The 21514-nt window shown below is 65.5% G+C and carries 23 protein-coding genes; 5 read left to right on the top strand and 18 right to left on the bottom strand.

From position 1 onward, the window contains the following. Nucleotides 1-118 precede the first annotated feature (118 nt). The gene (locus ASC68_RS02560; RefSeq protein WP_055874274.1) at nucleotides 119-796 is read right to left on the bottom strand and encodes a hypothetical protein; all 678 of its coding nucleotides are present in this window, start codon (nucleotides 794-796) and stop codon (nucleotides 119-121) included. Between the two features lie 293 nt (nucleotides 797-1089). Between ASC68_RS02560 and ASC68_RS02555 the strand changes: the two genes are divergently transcribed. Continuing rightward, nucleotides 1090-1440 carry a hypothetical protein gene (locus ASC68_RS02555; protein ID WP_055874271.1) on the top strand — a complete coding sequence of 117 codons (351 nt, stop codon included), beginning with the start codon at nucleotides 1090-1092 and terminating at the stop codon, nucleotides 1438-1440. A 132-nt stretch (nucleotides 1441-1572) separates the two neighbouring features. Here ASC68_RS02555 and ASC68_RS02550 read toward each other — a convergent pair whose 3' ends face one another. The 4 genes from ASC68_RS02550 to lnt all read right to left on the bottom strand — a co-directional run bounded on the left by ASC68_RS02550 (nucleotide 1573) and on the right by lnt (nucleotide 6075). After that, nucleotides 1573-1980, bottom strand: coding sequence for a helix-turn-helix domain-containing protein (locus ASC68_RS02550; protein ID WP_055874268.1), 408 nt, complete (start codon nucleotides 1978-1980; stop codon nucleotides 1573-1575). 267 nt (nucleotides 1981-2247) lie between these two features. Then, nucleotides 2248-2958, bottom strand: a complete 711-nt coding sequence (locus tag ASC68_RS02545; protein WP_055874265.1) for a tRNA (guanine(46)-N(7))-methyltransferase TrmB — start codon at nucleotides 2956-2958, stop codon at nucleotides 2248-2250. 106 nt (nucleotides 2959-3064) lie between these two features. Next, nucleotides 3065-4330, bottom strand: a complete 1266-nt coding sequence (gene metK / locus ASC68_RS02540; RefSeq protein WP_055874262.1) for a methionine adenosyltransferase — start codon at nucleotides 4328-4330, stop codon at nucleotides 3065-3067. A 131-nt stretch (nucleotides 4331-4461) separates the two neighbouring features. Beyond that, a complete protein-coding gene (gene lnt / locus ASC68_RS02535) occupies nucleotides 4462-6075 on the bottom strand; it encodes an apolipoprotein N-acyltransferase (protein ID WP_055874259.1) in 1614 nt (537 codons plus the stop codon). Nucleotides 6076-6285: 210 nt separating this feature from the next. Between lnt and ASC68_RS02530 the strand changes: the two genes are divergently transcribed. Then, entirely contained in the window at nucleotides 6286-7335 is a 1050-nt protein-coding gene (locus ASC68_RS02530) for a serine hydrolase (RefSeq protein WP_055874256.1), read from the top strand. A 93-nt stretch (nucleotides 7336-7428) separates the two neighbouring features. Here ASC68_RS02530 and ASC68_RS02525 read toward each other — a convergent pair whose 3' ends face one another. The 4 genes from ASC68_RS02525 to miaB form a co-directional block, all read right to left on the bottom strand. Continuing rightward, on the bottom strand, nucleotides 7429-8340 hold the full coding sequence (locus ASC68_RS02525) for a hemolysin family protein (protein ID WP_156384473.1): 912 nt from the start codon (nucleotides 8338-8340) through the stop codon (nucleotides 7429-7431). A gap of 182 nt (nucleotides 8341-8522) precedes the next feature. Further along, a complete protein-coding gene (gene ybeY / locus ASC68_RS02515) occupies nucleotides 8523-8996 on the bottom strand; it encodes an rRNA maturation RNase YbeY (protein ID WP_055874250.1) in 474 nt (157 codons plus the stop codon). Then, nucleotides 8996-10018 (bottom strand): PhoH family protein, encoded by a 1023-nt coding sequence (locus ASC68_RS02510; protein ID WP_244488381.1) that lies wholly within the window; start codon nucleotides 10016-10018, stop codon nucleotides 8996-8998. The genes ybeY and ASC68_RS02510 overlap by 1 nt, the downstream gene beginning before the upstream one ends. A 39-nt stretch (nucleotides 10019-10057) precedes the next feature. Then, on the bottom strand, nucleotides 10058-11470 hold the full coding sequence (gene miaB / locus ASC68_RS02505; RefSeq protein ID WP_055874243.1) for a tRNA (N6-isopentenyl adenosine(37)-C2)-methylthiotransferase MiaB: 1413 nt from the start codon (nucleotides 11468-11470) through the stop codon (nucleotides 10058-10060). A gap of 238 nt (nucleotides 11471-11708) precedes the next feature. Here miaB and ASC68_RS02500 point away from each other — a divergent pair, with 238 nt between their 5' ends. Continuing rightward, on the top strand, nucleotides 11709-12896 hold the full coding sequence (locus tag ASC68_RS02500) for an aminotransferase class I/II-fold pyridoxal phosphate-dependent enzyme (RefSeq protein ID WP_055874240.1): 1188 nt from the start codon (nucleotides 11709-11711) through the stop codon (nucleotides 12894-12896). After that, the gene (locus ASC68_RS02495) at nucleotides 12893-13264 is read left to right on the top strand and encodes a VOC family protein (RefSeq protein ID WP_055874237.1); all 372 of its coding nucleotides are present in this window, start codon (nucleotides 12893-12895) and stop codon (nucleotides 13262-13264) included. The genes ASC68_RS02500 and ASC68_RS02495 overlap by 4 nt, the downstream gene beginning before the upstream one ends. Before the next feature lie 14 nt (nucleotides 13265-13278). Here ASC68_RS02495 and ASC68_RS02490 read toward each other — a convergent pair whose 3' ends face one another. The 7 genes from ASC68_RS02490 to ASC68_RS02460 form a co-directional block, all read right to left on the bottom strand. After that, nucleotides 13279-14079 carry a lysophospholipid acyltransferase family protein gene (locus ASC68_RS02490; RefSeq protein WP_055874233.1) on the bottom strand — a complete coding sequence of 267 codons (801 nt, stop codon included), beginning with the start codon at nucleotides 14077-14079 and terminating at the stop codon, nucleotides 13279-13281. Continuing rightward, nucleotides 14076-14513: a Fur family transcriptional regulator gene (locus tag ASC68_RS02485; protein ID WP_055874230.1), complete on the bottom strand. Its 438-nt coding sequence runs from the start codon at nucleotides 14511-14513 to the stop codon at nucleotides 14076-14078. The genes ASC68_RS02490 and ASC68_RS02485 overlap by 4 nt, the downstream gene beginning before the upstream one ends. An 87-nt stretch (nucleotides 14514-14600) precedes the next feature. Beyond that, on the bottom strand, nucleotides 14601-15077 hold the full coding sequence (rimI, locus tag ASC68_RS02480) for a ribosomal protein S18-alanine N-acetyltransferase (protein ID WP_055874226.1): 477 nt from the start codon (nucleotides 15075-15077) through the stop codon (nucleotides 14601-14603). Then, nucleotides 15074-15679 (bottom strand): tRNA (adenosine(37)-N6)-threonylcarbamoyltransferase complex dimerization subunit type 1 TsaB, encoded by a 606-nt coding sequence (tsaB, locus tag ASC68_RS02475; protein WP_055874224.1) that lies wholly within the window; start codon nucleotides 15677-15679, stop codon nucleotides 15074-15076. Before tsaB ends, rimI begins: the two co-directional genes overlap by 4 nt. 291 nt (nucleotides 15680-15970) lie before the next feature. Next, nucleotides 15971-16528, bottom strand: coding sequence for a NifU family protein (locus ASC68_RS02470; protein WP_055874221.1), 558 nt, complete (start codon nucleotides 16526-16528; stop codon nucleotides 15971-15973). Between the two features lie 80 nt (nucleotides 16529-16608). After that, nucleotides 16609-17094: a universal stress protein gene (locus tag ASC68_RS02465; protein ID WP_055874218.1), complete on the bottom strand. Its 486-nt coding sequence runs from the start codon at nucleotides 17092-17094 to the stop codon at nucleotides 16609-16611. A gap of 63 nt (nucleotides 17095-17157) precedes the next feature. Next, entirely contained in the window at nucleotides 17158-18120 is a 963-nt protein-coding gene (locus ASC68_RS02460; RefSeq protein ID WP_055874215.1) for a helix-turn-helix domain-containing protein, read from the bottom strand. 101 nt (nucleotides 18121-18221) lie between these two features. Between ASC68_RS02460 and ASC68_RS02455 the strand changes: the two genes are divergently transcribed. After that, on the top strand, nucleotides 18222-18869 hold the full coding sequence (locus ASC68_RS02455) for a cysteine hydrolase family protein (RefSeq protein ID WP_055874212.1): 648 nt from the start codon (nucleotides 18222-18224) through the stop codon (nucleotides 18867-18869). A gap of 129 nt (nucleotides 18870-18998) precedes the next feature. On the opposite strand, the gene trpS is transcribed toward ASC68_RS02455, so the two are convergent. Both trpS and tdh read right to left on the bottom strand, forming a co-directional pair. Next, a complete protein-coding gene (trpS, locus tag ASC68_RS02450; RefSeq protein ID WP_055874209.1) occupies nucleotides 18999-20042 on the bottom strand; it encodes a tryptophan--tRNA ligase in 1044 nt (347 codons plus the stop codon). Nucleotides 20043-20369: 327 nt separating this feature from the next. Next, on the bottom strand, nucleotides 20370-21395 hold the full coding sequence (gene tdh / locus ASC68_RS02445) for an L-threonine 3-dehydrogenase (RefSeq protein WP_082527920.1): 1026 nt from the start codon (nucleotides 21393-21395) through the stop codon (nucleotides 20370-20372). Between the last annotated feature and the right edge of the window lie 119 nt (nucleotides 21396-21514).

Here is a 21514-nt window from a genome sequence, read left to right as displayed (position 1 = left end):
TCTCAGTTTGCGTATCCCTCCCCTCGGGGCGCTACCGCGTCCCCCTTGCGGGGAGGGATCAAGGGTGGGGCGGCCCGCGCCAGCCTATGGGGCTTGCTCAACAACATACCCGGGTGGCCTAGGGCTTCTCCCAGGTCAGCGCTTCCGCCGCCGCCCCGAGCCCGCCCAGCGCCGCCTTGAGGTCGGCAACCATCGGATCCGGACCGCAGAGGTAAAAGTTCTGGCTGATGTCGTGCACGTGGCGCTTGAGGAAGGCCTCGTCGATCCGCGCGTGCAGGACCCCCGTAGCATTTGGCTCGTCGGTGACCGTCCAGGTGACCTCGAGCCCCGCCATCGCTTCGAACTCGTCGCGCAGGATAATATCTTCGGCCTTGCGGTTGGACGCGATCAGCCGATGGCCGGCGAGCTTACCGTCCTGGTGGAGCTGACGCAGGATGGCGATGAATGGCGTCACCCCGGCGCCGCCGGCAATAAAGGTGCCCGGCCCCTTGTAGGTGATGGTGCCCCACGGGTCGCGCAGCACCAGCTTCTGGCCGGGGCCGTAACCGAACAGCCGCTCGGTCATGCCGTCGCCGCCGGTGTTGAAGTAGCTCTTGATGGTGAACTCGAGATCGTCCCAGTCGTTGAGCGCGGTGAAGGTGAAGGGGTGCTTCTTGTCGCGCCAACCCTCCTCATCGAGCGACAGCTCGGTGGCCTGACCCGGTTCGAACCGGTAGCCGGCGGGCTTTTCCAGCACGTAGCGGCGCACATTATGCGTCACCTGCTGAATATTTAGGATTCTCACGGTGTGGTGCACGACACGTCTCCTTGTCGCTCTGAGACGCTGAAAATGCGCCGCCGGTTCCCATCAAACCATGGTCAATCGGCGCGCAAAATCATCCTCAAAGCCAGCTTCCACCAATGGTTTCCTTTAGGCAACCAACCCCCCTCGAGGGAGGTGGGTTTCTCACAAGATGGTGGCATTCCCTGGTGTAACCCTCTGCACGCATTATCGAATTTCAAGGGCCATGAGTGCAGATTTAGTGCCTTGCGAGTTGGCCGGTGGAGTCCGATCTCCCTGTTGTCCAGAAAACGAAAGGGACATGAAAAATGAAGACTTCTGCTCTTGGCCTTGCCGCTCTGCTCGTCGTCGGCGGTCTCTCGGTTCCCGCCTTTGCGGCGTCTGAGGATTCCAGCTTCGACAGCGACTTCCTGGTGACCCAGCTCAACCAGAAGGGCATTGCAGCCACCGACGTGTACGAGAACACCGACAACGTCATCCGCGCCGTGGTCAAGCAGGCCGACGGTTCCTCGACCTTCGAGTACTTCTACAAGGATACGCTGACCCCGGTGAAGGCTTCGGTGGGCGGTAACACCCGCGTGCTGAGCAAGGTTGACACTGGCGCCCGCAAGGCTCCGGTCAACGAGGGCTCGCTCCTCGTCGATAACTTCTTCGACTGATGACGACCCCCCGAGCCGGCGGGCTACGTGCCTGCCGGCTCGCTGATCCCGGGCAAACTGCCGTCGAGCGCTTTCAGGAAAAGTTGTGAGACTTTCTACCTTGAAAGCGTGACAGAGGCTAAGACCCGGGGATCAACGGCCGGTGCTGATCCGCAGCACCGGAGGCTCGAGCTGATCGGCGTCACGGGCGTCGAACAGCTGCCGCGCCTCCAGCACCCGATGCCAGTGGCGCGCCGCAAAAGCCTCGAAGGCCTCGAAAGCTTTCAGCGCCTCGGCACCGAGCTCGGTGAGCGCATAATCGACCCGCGGCGGTATCGTCGCATAGCTGGTGCGGCTGACGAAGCCATCGCGTTCCAGCGCCCTGAGACTTGATGTCAGGGCTTTCTGCGAAATGCTGCCGATCTCACGCTGCAGCTCGGAAAACCGCAGTGTGTCATGCCTGAGATGCAGCACAACGGTCAGCGTCCACTTGCTGTTTCGAGTGGTCAAGAGTTCCTCGATCACGGCTTGGTTGACGGGCGAACGGTTCTGCTGACGCATACGCCAACTCCACGCACAATGGTGGCCAGCCGTTACCGGATGGCGCGAGATCCCCATCGTCGCATATCGTTCACGAGGCGCCGTTTACCAGAGGCAGCGGCCAGATTTCAGTGCTCGGTTGCCTGAACGTTCTATTAACGCTCGGCAGGTGAGGGCGGGCCTGCAGCGTTCTAGAGCATGTCTCCCGAAAGCGGGCGCCGGTTTCGGGACAAAGACATGCGTGAAAACAAAGAGCTAAAGCGCGAATCCTGGAGATCGCGACGCGCTTTAGCGGCGTCGGAAGCTCAGATAGAAGCTGGTGGTCCGGCCGGCAGCGCGGGCCTTTTCTTCGTATCGCGTCGGCTCCCAGCCAGCATAAGGCTCGTGCCAGACTCGCGGTCGCTCCGGCGCGAAAATGAAGTCGGGCGCGCGCAAAATATGCGCCAGCGTCCAGTTCGCGTAGTCCTCGATATCGGTGGCGAAGCGAAACGGTGCGCCGGGCTTCAGGGTCCGCCCGAGTTGCGCGAGCGTCAGAGGCGAGATGAAGCGCCGCTTGTGGTGGCGGGTCTTCGGCCACGGATCGGGATAGAGCAAAAAGGCGCCATCGAGGCTGGCGTCGGGCAGCTTCTGCAACAGCTTCAGCGCGTCGTCGGTGTAGAGCCGGATATTGCCGAGCTCCTCCTCGTCGATCTGCTGCAGCAGTTTGGCGATGCCGCCGGAGAACACCTCGCAGCCGATATAGCCGGTATCCCGATGGCGGCTGGCTTCGAGCGACAGGTGTTCGCCTCCGCCATAGCCGATCTCGATCTCGCGCCGTCTCGCCTCGGGGAACAGCGCCGTGGGATCGAGCACCTCATCGCCGAGCGCGATCTCCAGTTCAGGCAGCAACTCCTTGAACAGCTGGTCCTGCCCCTTGTGCAGGCGCTTGCCCGAGCGCCGGCCGAAAAAGGCTCGCGGCTCGCCATCGACGTTGAGGGGATGGTGGGGTTTGGAGGTCATGGGGTCCACTAGCACGGCGTTCCGGCCCCGGCTGCCAAAAACAGCAATCCCCGCTTTCGCGGGGATGGCCTGGTTGATTGGAGGAGTCTGCGTAGCGCCGAAGTCGTCAGGCAGCCGCCTTCACTGCGGCCTTCAGCGCCGGGACCAGGTCGGTCTTTTCCCAGCTGAACGAGCCGTCGCGACCGGGCTTCCGGCCGAAATGGCCATAGGCCGAGGTTTTGGCGTAGATCGGCTTGTTGAGGTCGAGGTGGGTGCGGATGCCGCGGGGCGACAGGTCGAACACCTCGCCCAGCACGATCTCCAGCTTGTCCTCGGCGACTTTGCCGGTGCCGTGCAGGTCGACATAGATCGACAACGGCTTGGCGACGCCGATGGCGTAGCTCAGCTGGATGGTGGCGCGGTCGGCGAGGCCGGCGGCGACGACGTTCTTGGCGAGATAGCGCGCCGCATAGGCCGCCGAGCGGTCGACCTTGGTCGGGTCCTTGCCCGAGAAGGCGCCGCCGCCATGCGGGGCCGCGCCACCATAGGTGTCGACGATGATCTTGCGGCCGGTCAGGCCGGCATCGCCATCCGGGCCGCCGACCACGAACTTGCCGGTCGGGTTGACGTGCCAGACGGTGTCCTTGGAGATCCAGCCTTCGGGCAGCGAGGCGCGGACATAGGGCTCGACGATCTTGCGCACGTCCTCGGACGAGAGGCTCGCATCGACATGCTGGGTCGAGACCACGATCTGCGTCACGGCGACCGGCTTGCCGTTCTCGTAACGGATGGTGACCTGGCTCTTGGCGTCGGGGCCGAGCTTGATCGCCGCGCCTTCGCCGGCCTTGCGCGCGATGGTCAGTGCCTCGAGGATCTTGTGGGCGTAGTAGATCGGAGCAGGGAGCAGTTCCGGGGTCTCGCGGCTGGCATAGCCGAACATGATGCCCTGGTCGCCGGCGCCGACATCCTTGTTGCCCGATTCGTCCACGCCCTGCGCGATATCGGCCGACTGGCCATGCAGCAGCACGTCGATCTTGGCGGTCTTCCAGTGGAAGCCCGACTGCTCGTAGCCGATCGCCTTGATCGCCTTGCGGGCAGTCGACTTGAACTTGGCCGGATTGACCACCGGGTGGCCGGCCGCGTCGAGCAGCACCTTGCCGTCCTTGCCACGCTTCAGCAGCGTCTCGGGGACGCGCACTTCACCGGCGATCACCACACGGTTGGTGGTCGCCAGCGTTTCGCAGGCGATGCGCACCTTGGCCGGATCCATGCCGGCCTTCTTGGCCTCACGGAACACCAGATCGACGATCTCGTCGGAAATCCGGTCACAAACTTTGTCCGGATGACCCTCCGAAACCGACTCCGAGGTGAACAGATAAGAAGACCGAGCCAAGGCGAAACCCCCGAAAATTGGTCAAAAAGTGCGAAATTCGCACAGTTGAGCGGTGTTTTGCCACTCGGGCATCGCGCGGTCAAGTCATATAAAGGAAGCTTTATGTCCCCCAGGGCGCTGTTGCAGAAAATTCATGCGATGCGACGCGGGCGCCGCGCCGCAACCAGCGAGCCGAGGATGCCGAGAACCACCGCTACCCAGAACGGCAAGTCGCCGATCCGGTTGAACAGCGTGCCGCCGGGCAGCGGCTCGGACGGCACCACGTCGAGCACCCCGACCTGCTCCTCGGCCAGTTGCGCGACGACGCGGCCGAGTGGATCGACGCTCAGCGTCACCCCGGTATTGGCGGCGCGCAGCATCGGCAGCCCGGTCTCGACGGCCCGCATCCGGGCATGGTGGGCGTGCTGGGCCGGGCCGATCGAACCCATGAACCAGGCATCGTTGGTGACGTTGAGGATGAATTGCGCCTGCGCGGGGTCGCCGATATCGCCGGGGAACACCGCCTCGTAGCAGACCAGCGCCAGGAATGGCGGCGTGCCAGGCGGCGTCATCAGCCGGCGGCCGTCGCCGGCGGCCCAGCCATTGGTGCCCGGCACGAACTGGTTGATGCCGAACAGCCGCCAGAAACTCTGGAACGGCAGATATTCGCCGAACGGCACCAGGTGCGATTTGTCGTAGCTCGCCACCACCTCGCCACTGCTGTCGATGGCGAGGATGGAGTTGTAGCCCGGGTTGTCGGGGATCGGCAGGCCGTCGTCGCCGATCGGTTCGCGCGGCGCGCCGGTGAGCAGCAGCGTGGTGTCGGGCAGCATGCGGGCGATGCGGGCGATGCCATCGGGGTAGTTGGTAAGGAAGAACGGAAACACCGATTCCGGCCACACCAGGTGGGTGATGCCGCTGAGACCCGGATCGGCGGGGGTCAGCTTGCTTTCGGAGAGGCCGATCAGCTGGTTGATGATCGCATCGGGATCGGCCACCGACCAGTCGGCGTGCTCGAGCACCATCGGCTGCACCATGCGCACCTTCATATCGGTGCGCGCCGTGAGGGTGGTGCTGGTGAGCCGCCAGTTGCCATAGGCGACCTGCGCCGCGATCAGCGCGATGGCGAGAAAGATCGGGATCAGCCGGCGCACCAGCCCGCGCTGGTCGGCCGGCCAGATCAGCGCCGGCGTCATGGCGATCAGTGCGGCGATGAAGGTGAGCCCATAGCTGCCGACCACCGAAGCGAGCTGCAGCATCTCGTCATTGGCGGTCAGCGCGTAGCCGATGAGATCGAACGGAAAGCCCGAGAACAGGTGCCCGCGCGCCCATTCGGCCAGCGCCAGGAAGCTGGCCAGGGTGACGATACGAAAGGCGCCGCCCGACCAGACGAGGTGCGCCAGTGCGCTGCCCAACCCCCAGAAGATGGCGAGAATTGCTGCCAGCCCGACGATGGCGAACGGCATCAGGATGAGGAAGACGCCGCCTTCCTGGAGGAACGCCGCGCCGAGCCAGTGCAGTGCCACCGTGAAATAGCCGAGCCCGAAGCCAAAGCCGATCTGGAATGCCGGGCCGACCAGCCGGCGCCATTGACGCCGATGTTCCGCGCCATCGAGCGCCCAGACCCAGACGGGAAGGGCAAGGAACAGCGCCGGCAGGAGGAAGAACGGCGGCACCGAAGCCGCCGCGATCACCCCGGCCACGACGACGATGAGGAAGCGTCGCCAGCCATGGCTCAGCATCACGGTCTCGGCCAGCCAGGTCATGCGGCGCTCGAATCACAGGGCATGTGGCAACGTCGCGAGGTGGGCGCGCCGGGTCAAGCCGACAACGCCGGAGCGCTTTCAGGAAAAGTTGCAGACTTTTCCGGTTCGAAAGCGCGACAAACTCAATGACCGCGCTAGCGCAACCGTGATCAAGCGAGCTGCCCGGCCGGGCCCCAGCATCGCGCCCGACAGAAAAAAGAGGAGACGACGGTGACCAACTGGAACAGGGCAACGCCCGAAGCGGCGGGCTTTGCCGCCAACCTCGAGCGGAAGCTGGCGGCGGGCTTCGAATCGGGGCTGCTGCTGCCCATCCACGCCCTGCTGGTGAGCCGCGCCGGCAAGCTGGTGCTCGAGCAGTATTTCGAAGGCGAAGACGAAAGCTGGGGTGATTCGTTGGGCCGCGTGCAGTTCGGGCCGGAGGTGCTGCACGACCTCCGCTCGGTGACCAAGAGCATTGTCGGGCTGCTCTACGGCGTCGCGCTCGAGCGCGGCCTCGTGCCGGCGCTCGATGCGCCGGTGATCGACGGCTTCCCCGAGTATCCCGATCTCGTCGCCGATCCCGAGCGGCGCAAGGTGACGGTGGCGCATACCCTCAACATGACAATGGGCATGGAGTGGGATGAGAACAAACCTTATACCGACCCGACCAACTCCGAGATCGCCATGGAAATGGCGCCGGATCGCTATCGCTTCATCCTCGATCGGCCGGTCACCGGCGCCCCGGGCGAGAAATGGGTCTATTCCGGCGGCGCCGTGGCGCTGATCGGTGCGCTGATCGAACGCGGCTCCGGCCAGAAGCTCCCCGACTTCGCGCGTGAAGCGCTGTTCGCGCCGCTCGGCATCACCGATTTCTACTGGATGGCGGGAAGCGACGGCGTGGTGTCGCCGGCCTCCGGCCTCCGCCTCACCGCGCCGGACCTGTTGCGGATCGGCGCCATGCTGGTCGATGGCGGGCGCCACGAAGGCCGGCAGGTGGTGCCGGCGGCGTGGATCGAAGCCTCATGGACGCCCGCCATCCAGACCTGGGACGGGCTGGGCTATGGCCGGCTCTGGTACATCCACGAAGCGCCGGCACCCGGCTACGACAAGCCGCTGCGCTGGGTCGGCGCCTTCGGCAATGGCGGCCAGCGGCTCTGGCTGGCCCCCGAAGCCGGCATCGCCTGCGTCATCAACGCCGGCGACTACAACAAGTTCGATCGCTGGGTAACGCCGGTGCGGATCTGGCGCGAGATCGTGGTGGGGAACCTGGTGCGGGCGTGAGCCCGTGAAGCAGGCAGTCGGCACCCCTCCCCCGTAAACGGGAGAGGGCGCCCGACTGCAAGCGTCGGCGGACAGGGATATCCCTCAGCGAGCCTACTCCGCCGCCGGCGCCGGCGTATCCTCCGGCGCCTTTGCCACCGGCGGCTTGGGCGGCCGCGGTTTCGGTTGCTTCAGCCGCTTGATCTTGACGCGTTTGACCTGCCGGCTGTCGGCCTGCAGGATTTCGAACTCGAAACCTTTGATGCCGTTGACGTGCTCGCCCTTGGCCGGGACGTGGCCGGCCAGTTCGAACACCAGGCCGCCCAGCGTATCGACTTCGTCGGCATGGCTGCCGGGGTCGAAATCCGGGCCGATCACCTCGCGCACTTCCTCGAGTTCGGCGCGGGCCGAGGCGATGAAGACGTTGGAGTTGACCTTGCGCACCAGCGCCACGTCGTCGTCGTGCTCGTCCTCGATCTCGCCGACCACCGCTTCGAGCAGGTCCTCGATGGTGACGAGGCCGTCGGTGCCGCCATATTCGTCGATGACCACCGCCATGTGCACGCGTTTGAGCTGCATCTGCTGCAACAGGTCGCCCACCGGCATCAGCGGCGGCACGAACAGCACCTGGCGCACCAGGTCGAGCTTTTCGAGCCTACTGCGCAGCGGCGTCGAAACCAGCTTCACCGGCACCGTCGCTTCGGGGTCGGTCGCCGGCTCGGTGATCCGGCGCAACGCGTCCTTGACGTGGATGAAGCCGGTAATGTTGTCGAGGCTGTCGGAATAGACCGGCATGCGCGAGTGGCCGACCTGCCGGAAGCGGGTGACCAGCACGCCGAGCGTCTCGGAAGTCTCGATCGCCTCGATATCGGCGCGCGGGATCATCACGTCCTCGACCCGCTTCTCGGCGAGATCGAGCACATTCTTCAAAATCGTGCGTTCGGACTGGGTGAAATCGGCGGTGCCGCCATTGTTCTCGCTCTCGAGCGCCACCTCGAGGTCATCGCGCAGCGACACGGTGCGCATGGCGATGAGGCCGCGCAGGCGATTCCAGATCTTTTGCCCCCACGTGACCGCGGGGGCGGGACTAGAAGGAGGCTCGTTGTTGGACTTGGTTTGCGCCGGCTTTTTGGGCGGCGCGGACGGACTGTCGGAGTCGTTCATCGGGTATGGCCGCGTGCGGCCTTCAATTCATCGGAGGGTGTAATTTAGCTATCGGCGTAGGGATCGGCAATGCCGAGGCTCGCGAGGATCTCGGTTTCGAGCCCCTCCATCTCCTCGGCGTCCTCTTCCTCGATATGGTCGTAGCCCAACAGGTGCAGGAAACCGTGCACCACCAGGTGGGTGAAATGCGCTTCGAAGGAAATGCCCATCTCCTCGGCCTCCTTCTCCACCGTCTCGCGCGCCAGCGTGATGTCGCCGAGCAGCCCTGAAACCGGCGCGAACGGCTCGATCTGCGGGAAGCTCAGCACGTTGGTGGATTTGTCGAAGCCGCGCCATTGCCGGTTGAGCTCGCGCTGCTCGGCATCGTCGGTCAAGACCACCGAGACCTCGGTGACGCCGATGACCTCGGCTTCCGATTGCTTCAGCGCGGCGCGAATGGCGGTTTCGGCCACGGCCTCGAGGCTCTCGGGCCAGCCCTCCGCGTTGACCGCGAAGGCGATTGATAATGGGGCTTGCATCAGGCCTTCGTGTTGTTCTCGGCCAGCCGGCGCGCCGTATCGGCTTCGTAGGCGCGGACGATCCGGCCCACCAGCGCGTGACGGACCACGTCCTTATCGTTGAAGCGCGAGATATGCACGCCCTCGACGCCATCGAGCAGGTGCACCGCCTCGATCAGCCCGGATTTCTCGCCGCGCGGCAGGTCGACCTGGGTCGGATCGCCCGTGACGATCATCTTACTGTTCTCGCCCAGGCGGGTCAGGAACATCTTCATCTGCATCGAGGTGGTGTTCTGCGCTTCGTCGAGGATCACCACGGCATTGGCGAGGGTGCGGCCGCGCATGAAGGCCAGCGGCGCCACTTCGATGATGCCCGAGGTGATGCAGCGCTCCACATGTTCGGGGCGCATCATGTCATAGAGCGCGTCATAGAGCGGGCGGAGGTACGGATCGACCTTGTCCTTCATGTCGCCGGGCAGGAACCCGAGACGCTCGCCGGCTTCGACAGCCGGACGGGAAAGGATGATCCGGTTGATATCGCCGCGCTCCAGCAGCGTCGCGGCGTGGGCGACGGCGAGATAGGTCTTGCCGGTACCGGCCGGGCCGACGCCGAACACCAGTTCGCTCCGGTCCATGGCGCGCATATAGGCGTCCTGCGCCGGAGTGCGCGCGACGATGGTGGCCTTGCGAGTCGCGATCTGCGCCATGCGCACCCTGCCCTTCTTCTCGAGCGTGGGCAGGCTCAGTTGGCTGTCCTCGGTCTCGATCATGCGGATGACGCCGTCGACGGTCGACACCTCGATCTGCTGGCCCTCTTCGAGCTGCTCATAGAGCGACTCGAGGACGCGCCGCGCCTGGTCGACGGAAGTGGCGCCGCCTTTCAGCATCACGTGGTTGCCGCGCGGCGTCGCCTGTACGGACAATCGCTGTTCGATCAAAGCCAGGTGCTGGTCGAAATCGCCGTAGAGTTGCGCGGCGAGCTTGTTGTCTTCGAAGGCGAGTTCAAGCTGGGAGGACGGGCCGTGGTCGGTAGACGGGGGCAAATGCCTGCTCAAATCTCTGGGGCTCCTAAGGGCGGCCTCTCAGATATGGGCCGCGATGGCTTGAGACTCAATAACGCTAGCAGGATTCGGTTCCGCGACTGTGACAATCTTGCCGATGAGGGAATTATTCCGGGCTTCAACGATCTCGACCGGAATGATCTGGCCGATCAACCGGGTCGGGCCATCCATATGCACGGCCTGCAGATAGGGCGAGCGGCCACCGATCTGGCCGGGCTGCCGGCCGGCCTTCTCGATCAGCACCGGCAGGGTGCGGCCGACCACCGAGCGATGGAAGGCATGCATCTGGGCGTTGATCTGGTCGTTGAGCCGCTGCAGGCGCTCGGTCTTTTTCGCTTCGGCAACCTGGTCGTCCATCGAAGCACCGGGCGTGCCGGGGCGGATCGAGTACTTGAAGGTATAGGCCGAGGCATAGCCGACATCCTTGACCACCTGCATTGTCTCCTCGAAATCGGCATCGGTTTCGCCGGGGAAGCCGACGATGAAATCGCCTGACAGCGCCATGTCCGGCCGGGCCGCCATGATGCGCTCGATCACCCGCATGTAGTCGGCGCGGGTGTGGCGGCGGTTCATCGCCTTGAGGATGCGGTCGGAGCCAGCCTGAACAGGCAGATGCAGATAGGGCATCAGCGCCTCGAGATCGCGATGCGCCTCAAGTAGCTCGTCGGTCATGTCGAGCGGGTGCGAGGTGGTGTAGCGGATGCGGGCAATGCCGGGGATCTCGGCCAGCCGATGGCAGAGTTCGCCGAGCCCGACGCTACGGCCGCGCGCATCAAGGCCGTGATAGGCGTTGACGTTCTGGCCCAGCAGGGTGAGCTCGCGCACCCCGGCTTCGGCAAGGTTCTGCGCCTCGCGCAGCACCTGCTCGAGGGGGCGCGACACTTCGCTGCCACGGGTATAGGGCACGACGCAGAACGAACAGAACTTGTCGCAGCCTTCCTGCACGGTGAGGAAGGCGGTAAGGCCGCGGGCGAGGGTGACTTCCTTTTTCGCCGCCGGCAGGTGTTCGAACTTGTCTTCCTCGGGGAAGTCGGTGTCGACGACCTTCGCGCCATTATGGGCGCGGGCGATGAGCTCGGGCAGGCGGTGGTAGGATTGCGGGCCGAACACCAGGTCCACGGCCGGCGCCCGGCGGACGATCTCGTCGCCTTCGGCCTGCGCCACGCAGCCGGCGACGCCGATCATCAGGTCCTGGCCATTGGCCCGGCGCTCTTCGCGCAGGTCACGCAGCCGCCCGAGCTCGGAGAACACCTTCTCGGAGGCCTTTTCGCGGATGTGGCAGGTGTTGAGCACGACGAGATCGGCATCTTCCATCACCTGCACCGGCTCATAGCCGTGCGGCGCCAGGGCATCCGCCATGCGGTCGGAATCGTAGACGTTCATCTGGCACCCGTAGGTCTTGATGAACAGCTTCTTGGGCGTGTGCTCGGTCATGGGCGGGTGAATACACCGAAGTGGGGTGGAGTGCAAAAGCACTGGGCTGGTGCGCCTGGCCACCCCCACCCTTGATCCCTCCCCACAAGGGGGAGGGAGACGACTGAAGCTTCGGTTCTCGCATCCTCCCTCCCCCTTGTGGGGAGGGTAGCGCAGCTCGGCGAAGCCATAGCGAAGCTGGGTGGGGGTGGCCCCACGCGCCGGATTGAGGCACGTTCCCTGCTCGGAGAAAACCACCATGACCAACCACCTCAATACTCTGGCCCTGCATGGCGGCGATGGCGCCCGCGTCGTCGGCGAACCACTGGCGCCGGCGCCGGTGCTGTCGACCACCTATTTCACCCACCCCGATGCGGTGGGCTTTTCTGCTTCGGACCTCGAGGCCGATGCGCCGCATTTTTACACCCGCTGGAGCAACCCGACGCTCGAGCTCCTGGAAAAGCGCCTGGCGCTGCTCGAGGGTGGCGAGGCGGCATTGAGCTTCGGCTCGGGCATGGCGGCAATCACCGGACTGTTTGCCGGCCTGCTCAAGGCCGGCGATCACCTGGTGCTCTCCGACGTCTGCTATGCCGGGGTCGCAGAATATGCCCGGCATGCCCTGCCGCGGCAGGGGATCGAAGTGTCGTTCGCCGACAGCTCCAACCCCGACAATGTCGCGGCCGCGCTGCGCCCCAACACCCGGCTGGTGCATATCGAGACCCCGGCCAACCCGATCCTCAAGCTCACCGACATCGCCGCGGTCGCCGCCATCGCTCATGCCGGCGGGGCCGAATTGTCGGTGGATTCGACCATCGCCACGCCGGTCGGTACCAACCCGATCGCGCTGGGCGCCGACTATGTCTGCAACTCGCTGACCAAATATCTTTGCGGCCACGGCGACGCACTGGGCGGGGCGGTGATCGGCCGCGCCGTGCCGATCGCCGCGCTGCGCAAGGAGGTGCTGATCCACCACGGCGCGGTGCTGTCGCCATTCTCCGCCTACCTGATCCTCCGCGGTATCGAGACGCTGGGCTTACGGATGGACAAGCACCAGGCCAATGCCCGGGCTGTGGCCGAGTGGCTGGAGCGGCACCCGAAAGTGCGGCGCGTGCTGTGGCCAGGGCTCGCCAGCCACGAGCAGGCGGAGCTGGCGCGGCGGCAGATGCGCAATTTCTCCGGGCTGCTGAGCTTTTCGGTCAACTCCGACAGCGCCGGCATGGCGCGGCAGCTGGCCGAACGGCTGAAGCTCGTGAGCTACGCCGTGTCGCTGGGCAAGACCAAGTCGCTCTGCTTTTACATCCCGACCGAGGATATCCTGCGCTCCTCCTTCGCCCTTGCCGACGAGCGGAACTATCGCGACTGGGCCGGCGAGGGAGTGTTCCGCGTTTCGGTCGGTATCGAAGACGCCGACGCGATCATCGCCGATTTCGATGAGGCGCTGAAATGAGCGGTACGCTGAAGGAGATCGTCTTCGATTGCACCCGGGCCGCGCCGCTGGCCCGATTCTGGACAGAGGTGATCCAGGGCTATGCGGTGCGCCCCTATGACGACGAGGAGATCGCCCGGCTCGCCGCGCTCGGCCTCACCCCCGAAACCGATCCGGTGGTAATGGTCGATGGCCCCGGTCCGACGCTCTGCTTCCACGAGATCGAACGCGGCCGGGTGCAGGGCCGCATCCATCTCGATTTGCAAGTGGCGGATCGGCCGGCCGAGCGCACCCGGCTGATCGGCCTCGGCGCCGCCGTGCTGCGCGAAGCCGACGGCTACACCGTCATGGCTGACCCCGAAGGCAACCACTTCTGCCTCGTCGACTAGCCTTGGGCTGAAGCCTATTCCGCCGCGACCGGCAGCGGCGTGCCGCGGTTGAGCGCCACCAGCATGCGGCGGACCTCGTTCTCGGTCTGCTTGGCCAGTTCCTTGCGGTTGGTGCCGGAACTGAGCGGGCGCGGCGTGCCGAAGGCGAGAGTCACCTCGCGGGTGCCGCCGGTGAGGATTTCCTTGATGTTCTGCTTCACCGACTTGGATTTGATCCAGGCGATGAACGAACGGTCGGTGCGGCCGACCGGCAGGCCCTGCAGCTTGGTATAGGCGATGGTCAGCGGCTGGATCATCACCTCGCCGGCGCCGGCTTCCTCCATCGCGTGCTGGGCGGCGCCGATCAGCGCCGAGCGGAACGGCAGCACGTGCGTGCCGAGGTCGGACTGGCCCTCGGCGAACAGCAGCACCGCGCCGCCTGAGGCCATGCGCTTGCCCATCTCCTCGCTGACCCGCTTGGCGTCGCTGCGCTTCTTGCGATCGACATAGAGCGTGCGCTGCAACGAGGCCATGAAGCCGACGAAGAACCATTTCTGGATCTCCGATTTGGCGACGAAGGTGACGTCGGCCTTGGAGCCGATGGCGATGATGTCGGTCCACGAGATGTGGTTGGAAACGATCAGCGTCGCCCGGTCGGTGGAGGGCGTGCCGATGACGTTCACCTTCATCCCGAGGAAGGTGCAGCCGAACCAGTGAAACCAGCGCGGGATCTGGTTGTTGAACCATGGGCTGCGCGAAACGAGGAACTGCAGCGGCACGAACACGATGAGGAACGGCACGTAGCAGAAGACGAAGAACAGGACGCGCAGGATCATTTTTTGTTCTCGTCCGACTTGAGCGGCACAGCATAGAGCTCCAGCCGATGGTCGACCAGCCGGTAACCCAGGCGCTTGGCGATCACCTCCTGGATGGCTTCGATCTCTTCGTTGCGGAACTCGATCACCTTGCCCGAGCGGATATCGATCAGGTGATCGTGGTGCTCATCCGGGATCAGCTCGAAGCGCGCCCGGCCATCCTTGAAGTCGTGCTTGGTGACGAGCCCCGCTTCCTCGAACAGGTTGAGCGTGCGGTAGACGGTGGAGAGCGAAATGCGCGCGTCGATGGCCGAGGCGCGGCGATACAGCTCCTCGACGTCGGGGTGGTCGACCGCCTGCTCGATCACCTGCGCGATGACCCGACGCTGGTCGGTCATCCGCATGCCCTTCTGGGCGCACTGCTCTTCGAGAGTTTGAATGCCGGGTTTGCTCATCGGGCGTCCCCCGTTACGAAATTTGTCTGGTCGCGCTCTGGAGGTGGAAAAGTCTGCCACTCTTCCTGATCACGCTCTACATCCCGGTTAGCCAAGATCGCTCGCCATGACAATAGCGGTGGCCGGCGTGCCGTCGGGACGCGGATAATAGCCCTTGCGCTCGCCGACAGTGGTGAAGCCGAACTTGCCGTAGAGCTTCAGCGCCGCGGTATTGTCGGCGGCCACTTCGAGCAGCATGCGCTTGGCCGGGCTCATCCGCGCCGCCTCGAACAGCGCCCGCATCAGCAGCGCGCCGACGCCCTTGTTCCGCCATTTGCGATCGACCGCGATGCTGATCAGCTCGACCTCTTCGCCCAGGTGCCGCAGCATGGCGAAGCCGGCAATACGGCGGCGGCTGTCGCAGGCGACATAGACCGGTGTGTCTTTGCCGGCGACATAGGCGGCGAACTCTTCACGCGTCCAGCCGCGATAGAACCCCTCGGCGTGGAGCCGCGCGATGGTCTCGGTATCGGCGCCGCGGGCCGGCTCGACATGCAGCGTATTCGGCGACAGCCAGAAGTTCATTGTCCGACCCTCGCGACGCGGAATTTTTCCTGCGGCTTGGCATCGGCATCGCGGATATAGGCCGCCTCGGGCGGGTAGCCCTTGGGGTCGGCACCGGCCGCGAAACGCGCCAGCGCCGCGATATCGACCAGCGGCGAGGTGATCAGCCCGGCGCCGGCGGGCACACGGCGACGCGCTTCGTCCATCGGCAGCACCTGCGGTTCGCCGATCGGGATGGCCGGCCCGCTGAACAGCTGGAAATAGGCCTCCTCACGCCGTGCATCGAGCAGCACCGCGGTGGCCTCGCATTGCGTCGTAAGCGACAGCGCCAGCAGCGACGGCACGCCGACCACCGGGATACCAAGCGCCAGGCCGAGCCCACGCGCCGCGCTGAGCCCGATCCGGAGCCCGGTGAACGAGCCGGGGCCGGTAGTGACCGTGATGCGGGTCAGGTCCTTGTAGGCAACGCCGTTGCGCCCCAGCAGCTCGTCGATCGCGGGAAAGATCCGTTCGGCCTGTCCCTGCGCCATCTCCTCGACCAGCGTGTCGGCATGATCGTCCACCAGCAGCGCCAGTTGCAGGCGCGGCGCGGCGGTATCGATGGCGAGAAGGACGCTGGACATGTGGGAGAGATAGGGGTTCGGCGGTGGGTTGTCACGGGGGCTGGTGTGTGGGCCCCACCCCACCCAGTTACGCTAGGCGGCAAGCCGCCAAGCTCCACTACCCTCCCCATCGAGGGGAGGGAGACGATAGAACCGCAGCATGCAGTCGGATCTCCCTCCCCCTTGTGGGGAGGGTAGCGCAGCTCGGGCGTAGCCCGTAGCGAAGCTGGGTGGGGGTGGCCGCTTGCGCCCGCCCTCAAAAACAAATCGCCCGGCACAGGGCCGGGCGATTCAAAACTCAATTCGCAGCGTTCAGACCTGCTGCACGGCCTCGACGCCCGGCACGAAATGCCGGAGCAGGTTCTCGATGCCGCTTTTCAGCGTCGCGGTCGAGGACGGGCAGCCCGAGCAGGCGCCCTGCATGTGGAGGAACACCGTGCCCTCCTTGAAACCCTTGAAGGTGATGTCGCCGCCATCCATGGCGACGGCGGGGCGCACGCGGGTGGCGAGCAGCTCCTTGATCACTTCGACGGTCTCGGCGTCGGACTCTTCGAAGAACTCTTCGCCGGCGACGACTTCCGCGGTGCCGTCAGCAAGCACCGGCTTGCCCGACAGGAAGTGCTCCATGATCACGCCGAGGATCGCCGGCTTGATGTGGCTCCACTCGGCCGTGTCCTTGGTGACCGAAATGAAATCCGAGCCGAGGAACACGCCTTCGACGCCGGGAACGTCGAACAGCGCCGCGGCCAGCGGCGAGATGGCGGCCGATTCGGCCTGCCGGAAATCCCGGGGTTCACCCACCAGCACATCGCGGCCGGGCAGGAATTTCAGGGTCGCCGGGTTCGGCGTCGCTTCGGTCTGGATGAACATCTGAAGGGTTCGGACTCGTGTTAGAACAATTCCAAACTAGTGTTTTGGAGCCCGAAATGCAAGGGTCTGGGCACGTGCCATCAGGTCACGGCGACGATCTGCTCGTCGGTCATGGTGCCCGGGATGATGGTGACGATCACCGGCAGCGCCGCCTGGCCGGCGCGGGTGGCGAAGCTGCTGACCAGCGGGCCCGGGCCTTCCTTGCCGCCGGCGGCGGCGATCACCAGGATAGCGATGCCGGCGTCCTCGGCCACCAGCCGCTCGATCTCGCTCACCAGGTCACCCTCGCGGATCACTGTCTCGGTGCGGATGCCCTCGCCGATCTGGCCGATGCGGGCGCGCTTGGTATCGAGTAGCCGCTCGGCTTCCTCGCGCGCCTCGGCGCGCATCACTTCCTCGACGCCGAGAAACTGGGTGAAATCCTGGCTGTCGATCACCGAGAGCAGCACCACCGTGCCGCCGGTCCGCTTCACCCGGTTGGCGGCGAAGGTGATGGCGCGATCGGCTTCCTTGCTCTCGTCGATGACAACGAGAAACTTGCGTTTGTATTCGTCGGTAGAAATCACGGGCCGCCGCGCCAGAGTTTGAACAAGGCCATATTCTCCCATTGGGCAGCGGGGCTGGCAAGCTCAGCCGCGCCGGGTGAACTCGCGGCGGTATTGTGCCGGTGTCGTCGCCAGTTGGCTGGTGAAATGCTGCCGCAGCGAGGTGGCCGTACCGAAGCCGGCCAGCATCGAAACCTCTTCGATCGAGGCGGTGGTGGTTTCGAGCAGTTCCTGGGCCCGCGCCACGCGCTGGGCGGCGAGCCAATGGGAGAAGCTGAGACCGGTGCGCTTCGAGAAATGCCGGGTGAAAGTCCGGCGCGTAAGGTTGGCCGCGGCGGCAACCGAATCGAGATCGTGGTTCGCCGCGAGATCGGCGAGCACGCCGTCGAGCGCACGGGATAGTCCGTCGACGCGCGGGGCGGGAGGCTCGGGGTGCTCGATGAACTGAGCCTGGCTGCCCTGCCGGTGGGGCGACAGGACGATCCGCCGGGCCAGCCGCTGCGCGACGTCGGCGCCGTAGTGGCGACGCACGACATAGAGGCAGCAATCGAGCGCCGCGGCGACGCCGGCGGAGGTGATGACGTCGCCGGTATCGACATAGAGCACATCGGGCCGGAGGCGGATGGCGGGATAGAGTTCGGCGAGCCGCCCGGCCGAGGCCCAATGAGTGGTTGCCTCGCGACCATCGAGGAGCCCTGCGGCGGCGAGGACGAAGGCCCCGAGGCAGAGGCCGACGACCAGCGCGCCGCTGGCGTGGGCGGTGCGCACGGCAGCGCTCAGGGCTGTGGGCACCGGCTCGTCGATGTCGCGCCAGCTGGGCACGATGACGATGTCGGCGCCGTCGAGCCCCTCGAGGCCGTGGGGGGCGACAAGGCCGAGGCCGGACTGCGTCGCCAGCGTCGTGCCCCGCTCGAGGGCGCAAACGCGGAACTCGAACGCCGGCAGCCCCTGCGCCGTGCGGTCTTCACCGAACACCAGGCAGGGCACCGACAGGTGAAATGGACTGATGCCATCGAAAGCGATGGCGGCGACGACCGGCTTGTGCATGCCGGTTTGTCCCAATTGTTTCGACCAATGTCAATCGGGCCACTGGTTGCCAAACGGATCGCGGCGCAGAACTGCCGCCTGAAGCCAGCAAGGAGAGTGACATGGCCAGCACAGACAATGCCCGGCGGGCGCTGATCGTTATCGACGTGCAGAACGACTACGACCACGGCGGCAATCTCGAGATCGAGTACCCGCCGTTCGCCGAGACGCTGCCGAATGTCGCCCGCGCCATGGACGAGGCGCAGGCGAACGGCGTCAAGGTGATCGTCATCAGGATGCTGGGAATGGCGACCGGGAACGTGTTCCGGCCGGGCACGCACGGGGCGGAACTGCATCCCGAGGTCGCGCGCCGCCACCGCGACCACCTGATCGAAAAGACCCTGCCCAGCGCCTTTGCCGGCACCGATCTCGAATACTGGCTGCGCAGCCGCGGCATCGAGACCGTGACCATCGCCGGCTACATGAGCCACAACTGCGACATGTCAACGGTGGTGCACGCGCTGCACATGGGGTTCGGTGTCGAGTTCCTCGCCGATGCGTCCGGATCGCTCGCCTATGCCAACCGGGCCGGTGCGGTGACCGCCGAGGAGATCCATCGCGTGATGAGCGTGGTGTTCCAGTCGCGCTTCGCGGCGGTGCTGAGCACGGCAGAATGGGCCGGCCACCTCAGGGCTGGAACGGCGCCCGAGCGCGACACGCCCTATGCCTCGTGGCAGCGGGCAGTCGCAGATCGGCAAGCGGCCGCCTAGCGCGCTTTTACGGGCATCTCACCGTTTCAACGGAACGGTGAGATGTTCTGGAGCGCTTTCAGGAAAAGTTGCAGATTTTTCCTCCTCGGACTTGATCCGGGGATCGAAAGCGCGACCAAATCAAAGACTCTAGCGGACGAAGCCGACGATCTTGCGCACGTCGTCCATCACCGGCACGGCGATGGCGCGAGCCCGGTCGGCATTGCGGCGGAGGATCTGGTCCATTTCGCCCGTGTCGGCGACGAGCCGCTTCATCTCGTTGGCGATCGGCGACAGCACGGTCACGGCGAGCTCCGCCAGCGCTGGCTTGAACTTGCCCCAGCCGCTCCCGCCGAACTCGGCCAGCACGCCATCGACCGAGGTGTCGGAGAGCGCGGCGTAGATAGCGACGAGGTTTTCCGCCTCGGCCCGCCCGGCGAGACCCGCGGCCTCGGTCGGCAGCGCATCGGCGTCGGTGGTGGCGCGCTTGATCTTCTTGGCGATCGTATCGGCGTCATCCATCATGTAGATGGTCGACATGTCGGAAGCGTCGGATTTCGACATCTTCTTCTTGCCGTCCTTCAGCGACATCACCCGCATTGCCGGGCCGGTGGAGAGCGTCTCGGTCAGCGGGAAGAAGTCGTCCTTCACCCCCAGGCCTTTGATCTGCTTCTTGAAATCGTGGTTGAACTTCTTGGCGATATCGCGCGTCAGCTCGAGATGCTGGCGCTGGTCGTCTCCCACCGGCACGCCCGTCGCCTTGTAGAGCAGGATGTCGGCCGCCATCAGCGAGGGGTAGGCGAACAGCCCCAGCGACACCGCCTCGGAGTTTTCGCCGCCTTCGGCCCCGGCCTTGTCCTTGAACTGGGTCATGCGCGTCATCCAGCCGACGCGCGCCACGCAGTTGAAGATCCAGGCGAGCTCGGCATGCTCGACCACCTGGCTCTGGTTGAAGATGATCGACTTGTTGGGGTCGAGCCCGGCGGCGATGTAGGCCGCGGCGATCTCATAGGTCCAGCGCCTGAGATCCTCGGGGTCCTGCCACACCGTGATCGCGTGCATGTCGACGACGCAGTAGATCGTCTCGTGCGTTTGCTGCAGCGGCACAAAGCGCCGGATGGCGCCCAGGTAGTTGCCGAGATGCAGGTCGCCGGACGGCTTGATGCCGGAAAAGACGCGCGGGGTGAAAGCCATGAGGGGAGTCCCTAGAGATCAGGCGTTTGCCTCTACCCCCCTCCCAACCTCTCCCGCAAGGGGGGAGGTGCCGTTTCGTGCCCGTGGCTCGGTCGGTGCGTCACTCACCGGCGGTGCCGCATATCGTGGCAACGCGGCTGACAGGCCGATGCGTACAGAGTACCCCCACCCCTGTCCCCTCCCCGCAAGGGGGAGGGAGACGCAAACTCGGACGCCGGTGTTTTGATCTCCTCCCCCCTTGCGGGGGAGGGACAGGGTGGGGGGTGCTCTGTGCGCACCCAGCTATCGCTGCGCACTGCCTTGCTGCGGGTGGAGGGCCCGGGTGCCTCAGCTCCACTCCAAAACGATCTTGCCCTTCTCGCCCCCGGCCGCCAGCTTGAACGCCTCGGCATAGTCGTCGGCCGACATGCGGCGGGTAATGACCTTCCGGACATCGAGCCCCGACTCGAGCATTGCCAGCATCTTGTGCCAGGTCTCGAACATCTCGCGCCCATAGATGCCGCGCAGCGTGATCATCCGGAACACGATCTTGCCGAGGTCGAAGATGAACGGCCGGGCCGGCACGCCGAGCAGCGCAATGCGGCCGCCCATCACCATGTGGTCGATCATCTGGTCGAGCGCCGCCGGCGCGCCGCTCATCTCGAGGCCAACATCAAAACCTTCCTTCATGCCGAGCTTGTTCATCACGGCGCGGAGGTCCTCGGTCGCGACATTGACCGGCACCACGTCGGCGACTTCAGTGGCGAGCCGGAGCCGCTCGGGGTTCACGTCGGTGATCACCACATGGCGCGCCCCGACATGCCGGGCGACCGCCGCGCCCATGATGCCGATCGGCCCGGCGCCGGTGACTAGCACGTCCTCGCCCACAATGTCGAAGGCCAGCGCCGTGTGCACGGCATTGCCCAGCGGATCGAGGATAGCGCCCAACTCGTCGTCGATCGCGTCGGGCAGCGGGATGATGTTGAAGGCCGGGATCCGGACGAACTCGGCGAAGGCGCCAGGGAGGTTCACCCCGATCCCCTTGGTGTCGGGGTCGAGGTGGAACTTGCCGGCCCGCGAGGCCCGGCTCTTCATCCCGACGACATGGCCTTCGCCCGAGACGCGCTGGCCGACCTTGAGGTTCCGGACCTCGGCGCCGATGGCGGCGATCTCGCCGGAATACTCATGGCCGGTGACCAGCGGCACCGGTACGGTTTTCTTGGCCCAGTCGTCCCAGTTGTAGATGTGGATATCGGTGCCGCAGATGCCGGTCTTGTGCACCTTGACCAGTACGTCCTCGGGGCCGATCTCAGGGATCGGCCGCTCTTCCATCCAGATGCCCGGCTCGGATTTGGCTTTGACCAGGGCTTTTATCTCATCACCTCTGCAGCGGATTTGGACTCCCCTCCCCCTTGCGGGGAGGGGCCGGGGGGGGGGGGCCTCAACCACCAGCGGTGCGGGCTGACCCCCACCCCTGTCCCCTCCCGGCAAGG

The organism is Devosia sp. Root105, from assembly GCF_001424865.1.
In the GTDB taxonomy this organism is placed as follows: domain Bacteria; phylum Pseudomonadota; class Alphaproteobacteria; order Rhizobiales; family Devosiaceae; genus Devosia_A.
Note: the sequence above shows the minus strand (reverse complement) of the source record. Positions and strands in the feature narration are given on the sequence as shown.

Bases quoted from the DNA above. Each gene is read 5' to 3' on its own strand.
- ASC68_RS02555 (WP_055874271.1), top strand. From the start codon at position 1,090: ATGAAGACTTCTGCTCTTGGCCTTGCCGCTCTGCTCGTCGTCGGCGGT.
- ASC68_RS02550 (WP_055874268.1), bottom strand. From the start codon at position 1,980: ATGCGTCAGCAGAACCGTTCGCCCGTCAACCAAGCCGTGATCGAGGAA.
- ASC68_RS02545 (WP_055874265.1), bottom strand. From the start codon at position 2,958: ATGACCTCCAAACCCCACCATCCCCTCAACGTCGATGGCGAGCCGCGA.
- lnt (WP_055874259.1), bottom strand. From the start codon at position 6,075: ATGACCTGGCTGGCCGAGACCGTGATGCTGAGCCATGGCTGGCGACGC.
- ASC68_RS02525 (WP_156384473.1), bottom strand. From the start codon at position 8,340: ATGCGCACCGTGTCGCTGCGCGATGACCTCGAGGTGGCGCTCGAGAGC.
- ybeY (WP_055874250.1), bottom strand. From the start codon at position 8,996: ATGCAAGCCCCATTATCAATCGCCTTCGCGGTCAACGCGGAGGGCTGG.
- miaB (WP_055874243.1), bottom strand. From the start codon at position 11,470: ATGACCGAGCACACGCCCAAGAAGCTGTTCATCAAGACCTACGGGTGC.
- ASC68_RS02500 (WP_055874240.1), top strand. From the start codon at position 11,709: ATGACCAACCACCTCAATACTCTGGCCCTGCATGGCGGCGATGGCGCC.
- ASC68_RS02495 (WP_055874237.1), top strand. From the start codon at position 12,893: ATGAGCGGTACGCTGAAGGAGATCGTCTTCGATTGCACCCGGGCCGCG.
- ASC68_RS02490 (WP_055874233.1), bottom strand. From the start codon at position 14,079: ATGATCCTGCGCGTCCTGTTCTTCGTCTTCTGCTACGTGCCGTTCCTC.
- ASC68_RS02485 (WP_055874230.1), bottom strand. From the start codon at position 14,513: ATGAGCAAACCCGGCATTCAAACTCTCGAAGAGCAGTGCGCCCAGAAG.
- rimI (WP_055874226.1), bottom strand. From the start codon at position 15,077: ATGAACTTCTGGCTGTCGCCGAATACGCTGCATGTCGAGCCGGCCCGC.
- tsaB (WP_055874224.1), bottom strand. From the start codon at position 15,679: ATGTCCAGCGTCCTTCTCGCCATCGATACCGCCGCGCCGCGCCTGCAA.
- ASC68_RS02470 (WP_055874221.1), bottom strand. From the start codon at position 16,528: ATGTTCATCCAGACCGAAGCGACGCCGAACCCGGCGACCCTGAAATTC.
- ASC68_RS02460 (WP_055874215.1), bottom strand. From the start codon at position 18,120: ATGCACAAGCCGGTCGTCGCCGCCATCGCTTTCGATGGCATCAGTCCA.
- ASC68_RS02455 (WP_055874212.1), top strand. From the start codon at position 18,222: ATGGCCAGCACAGACAATGCCCGGCGGGCGCTGATCGTTATCGACGTG.
- trpS (WP_055874209.1), bottom strand. From the start codon at position 20,042: ATGGCTTTCACCCCGCGCGTCTTTTCCGGCATCAAGCCGTCCGGCGAC.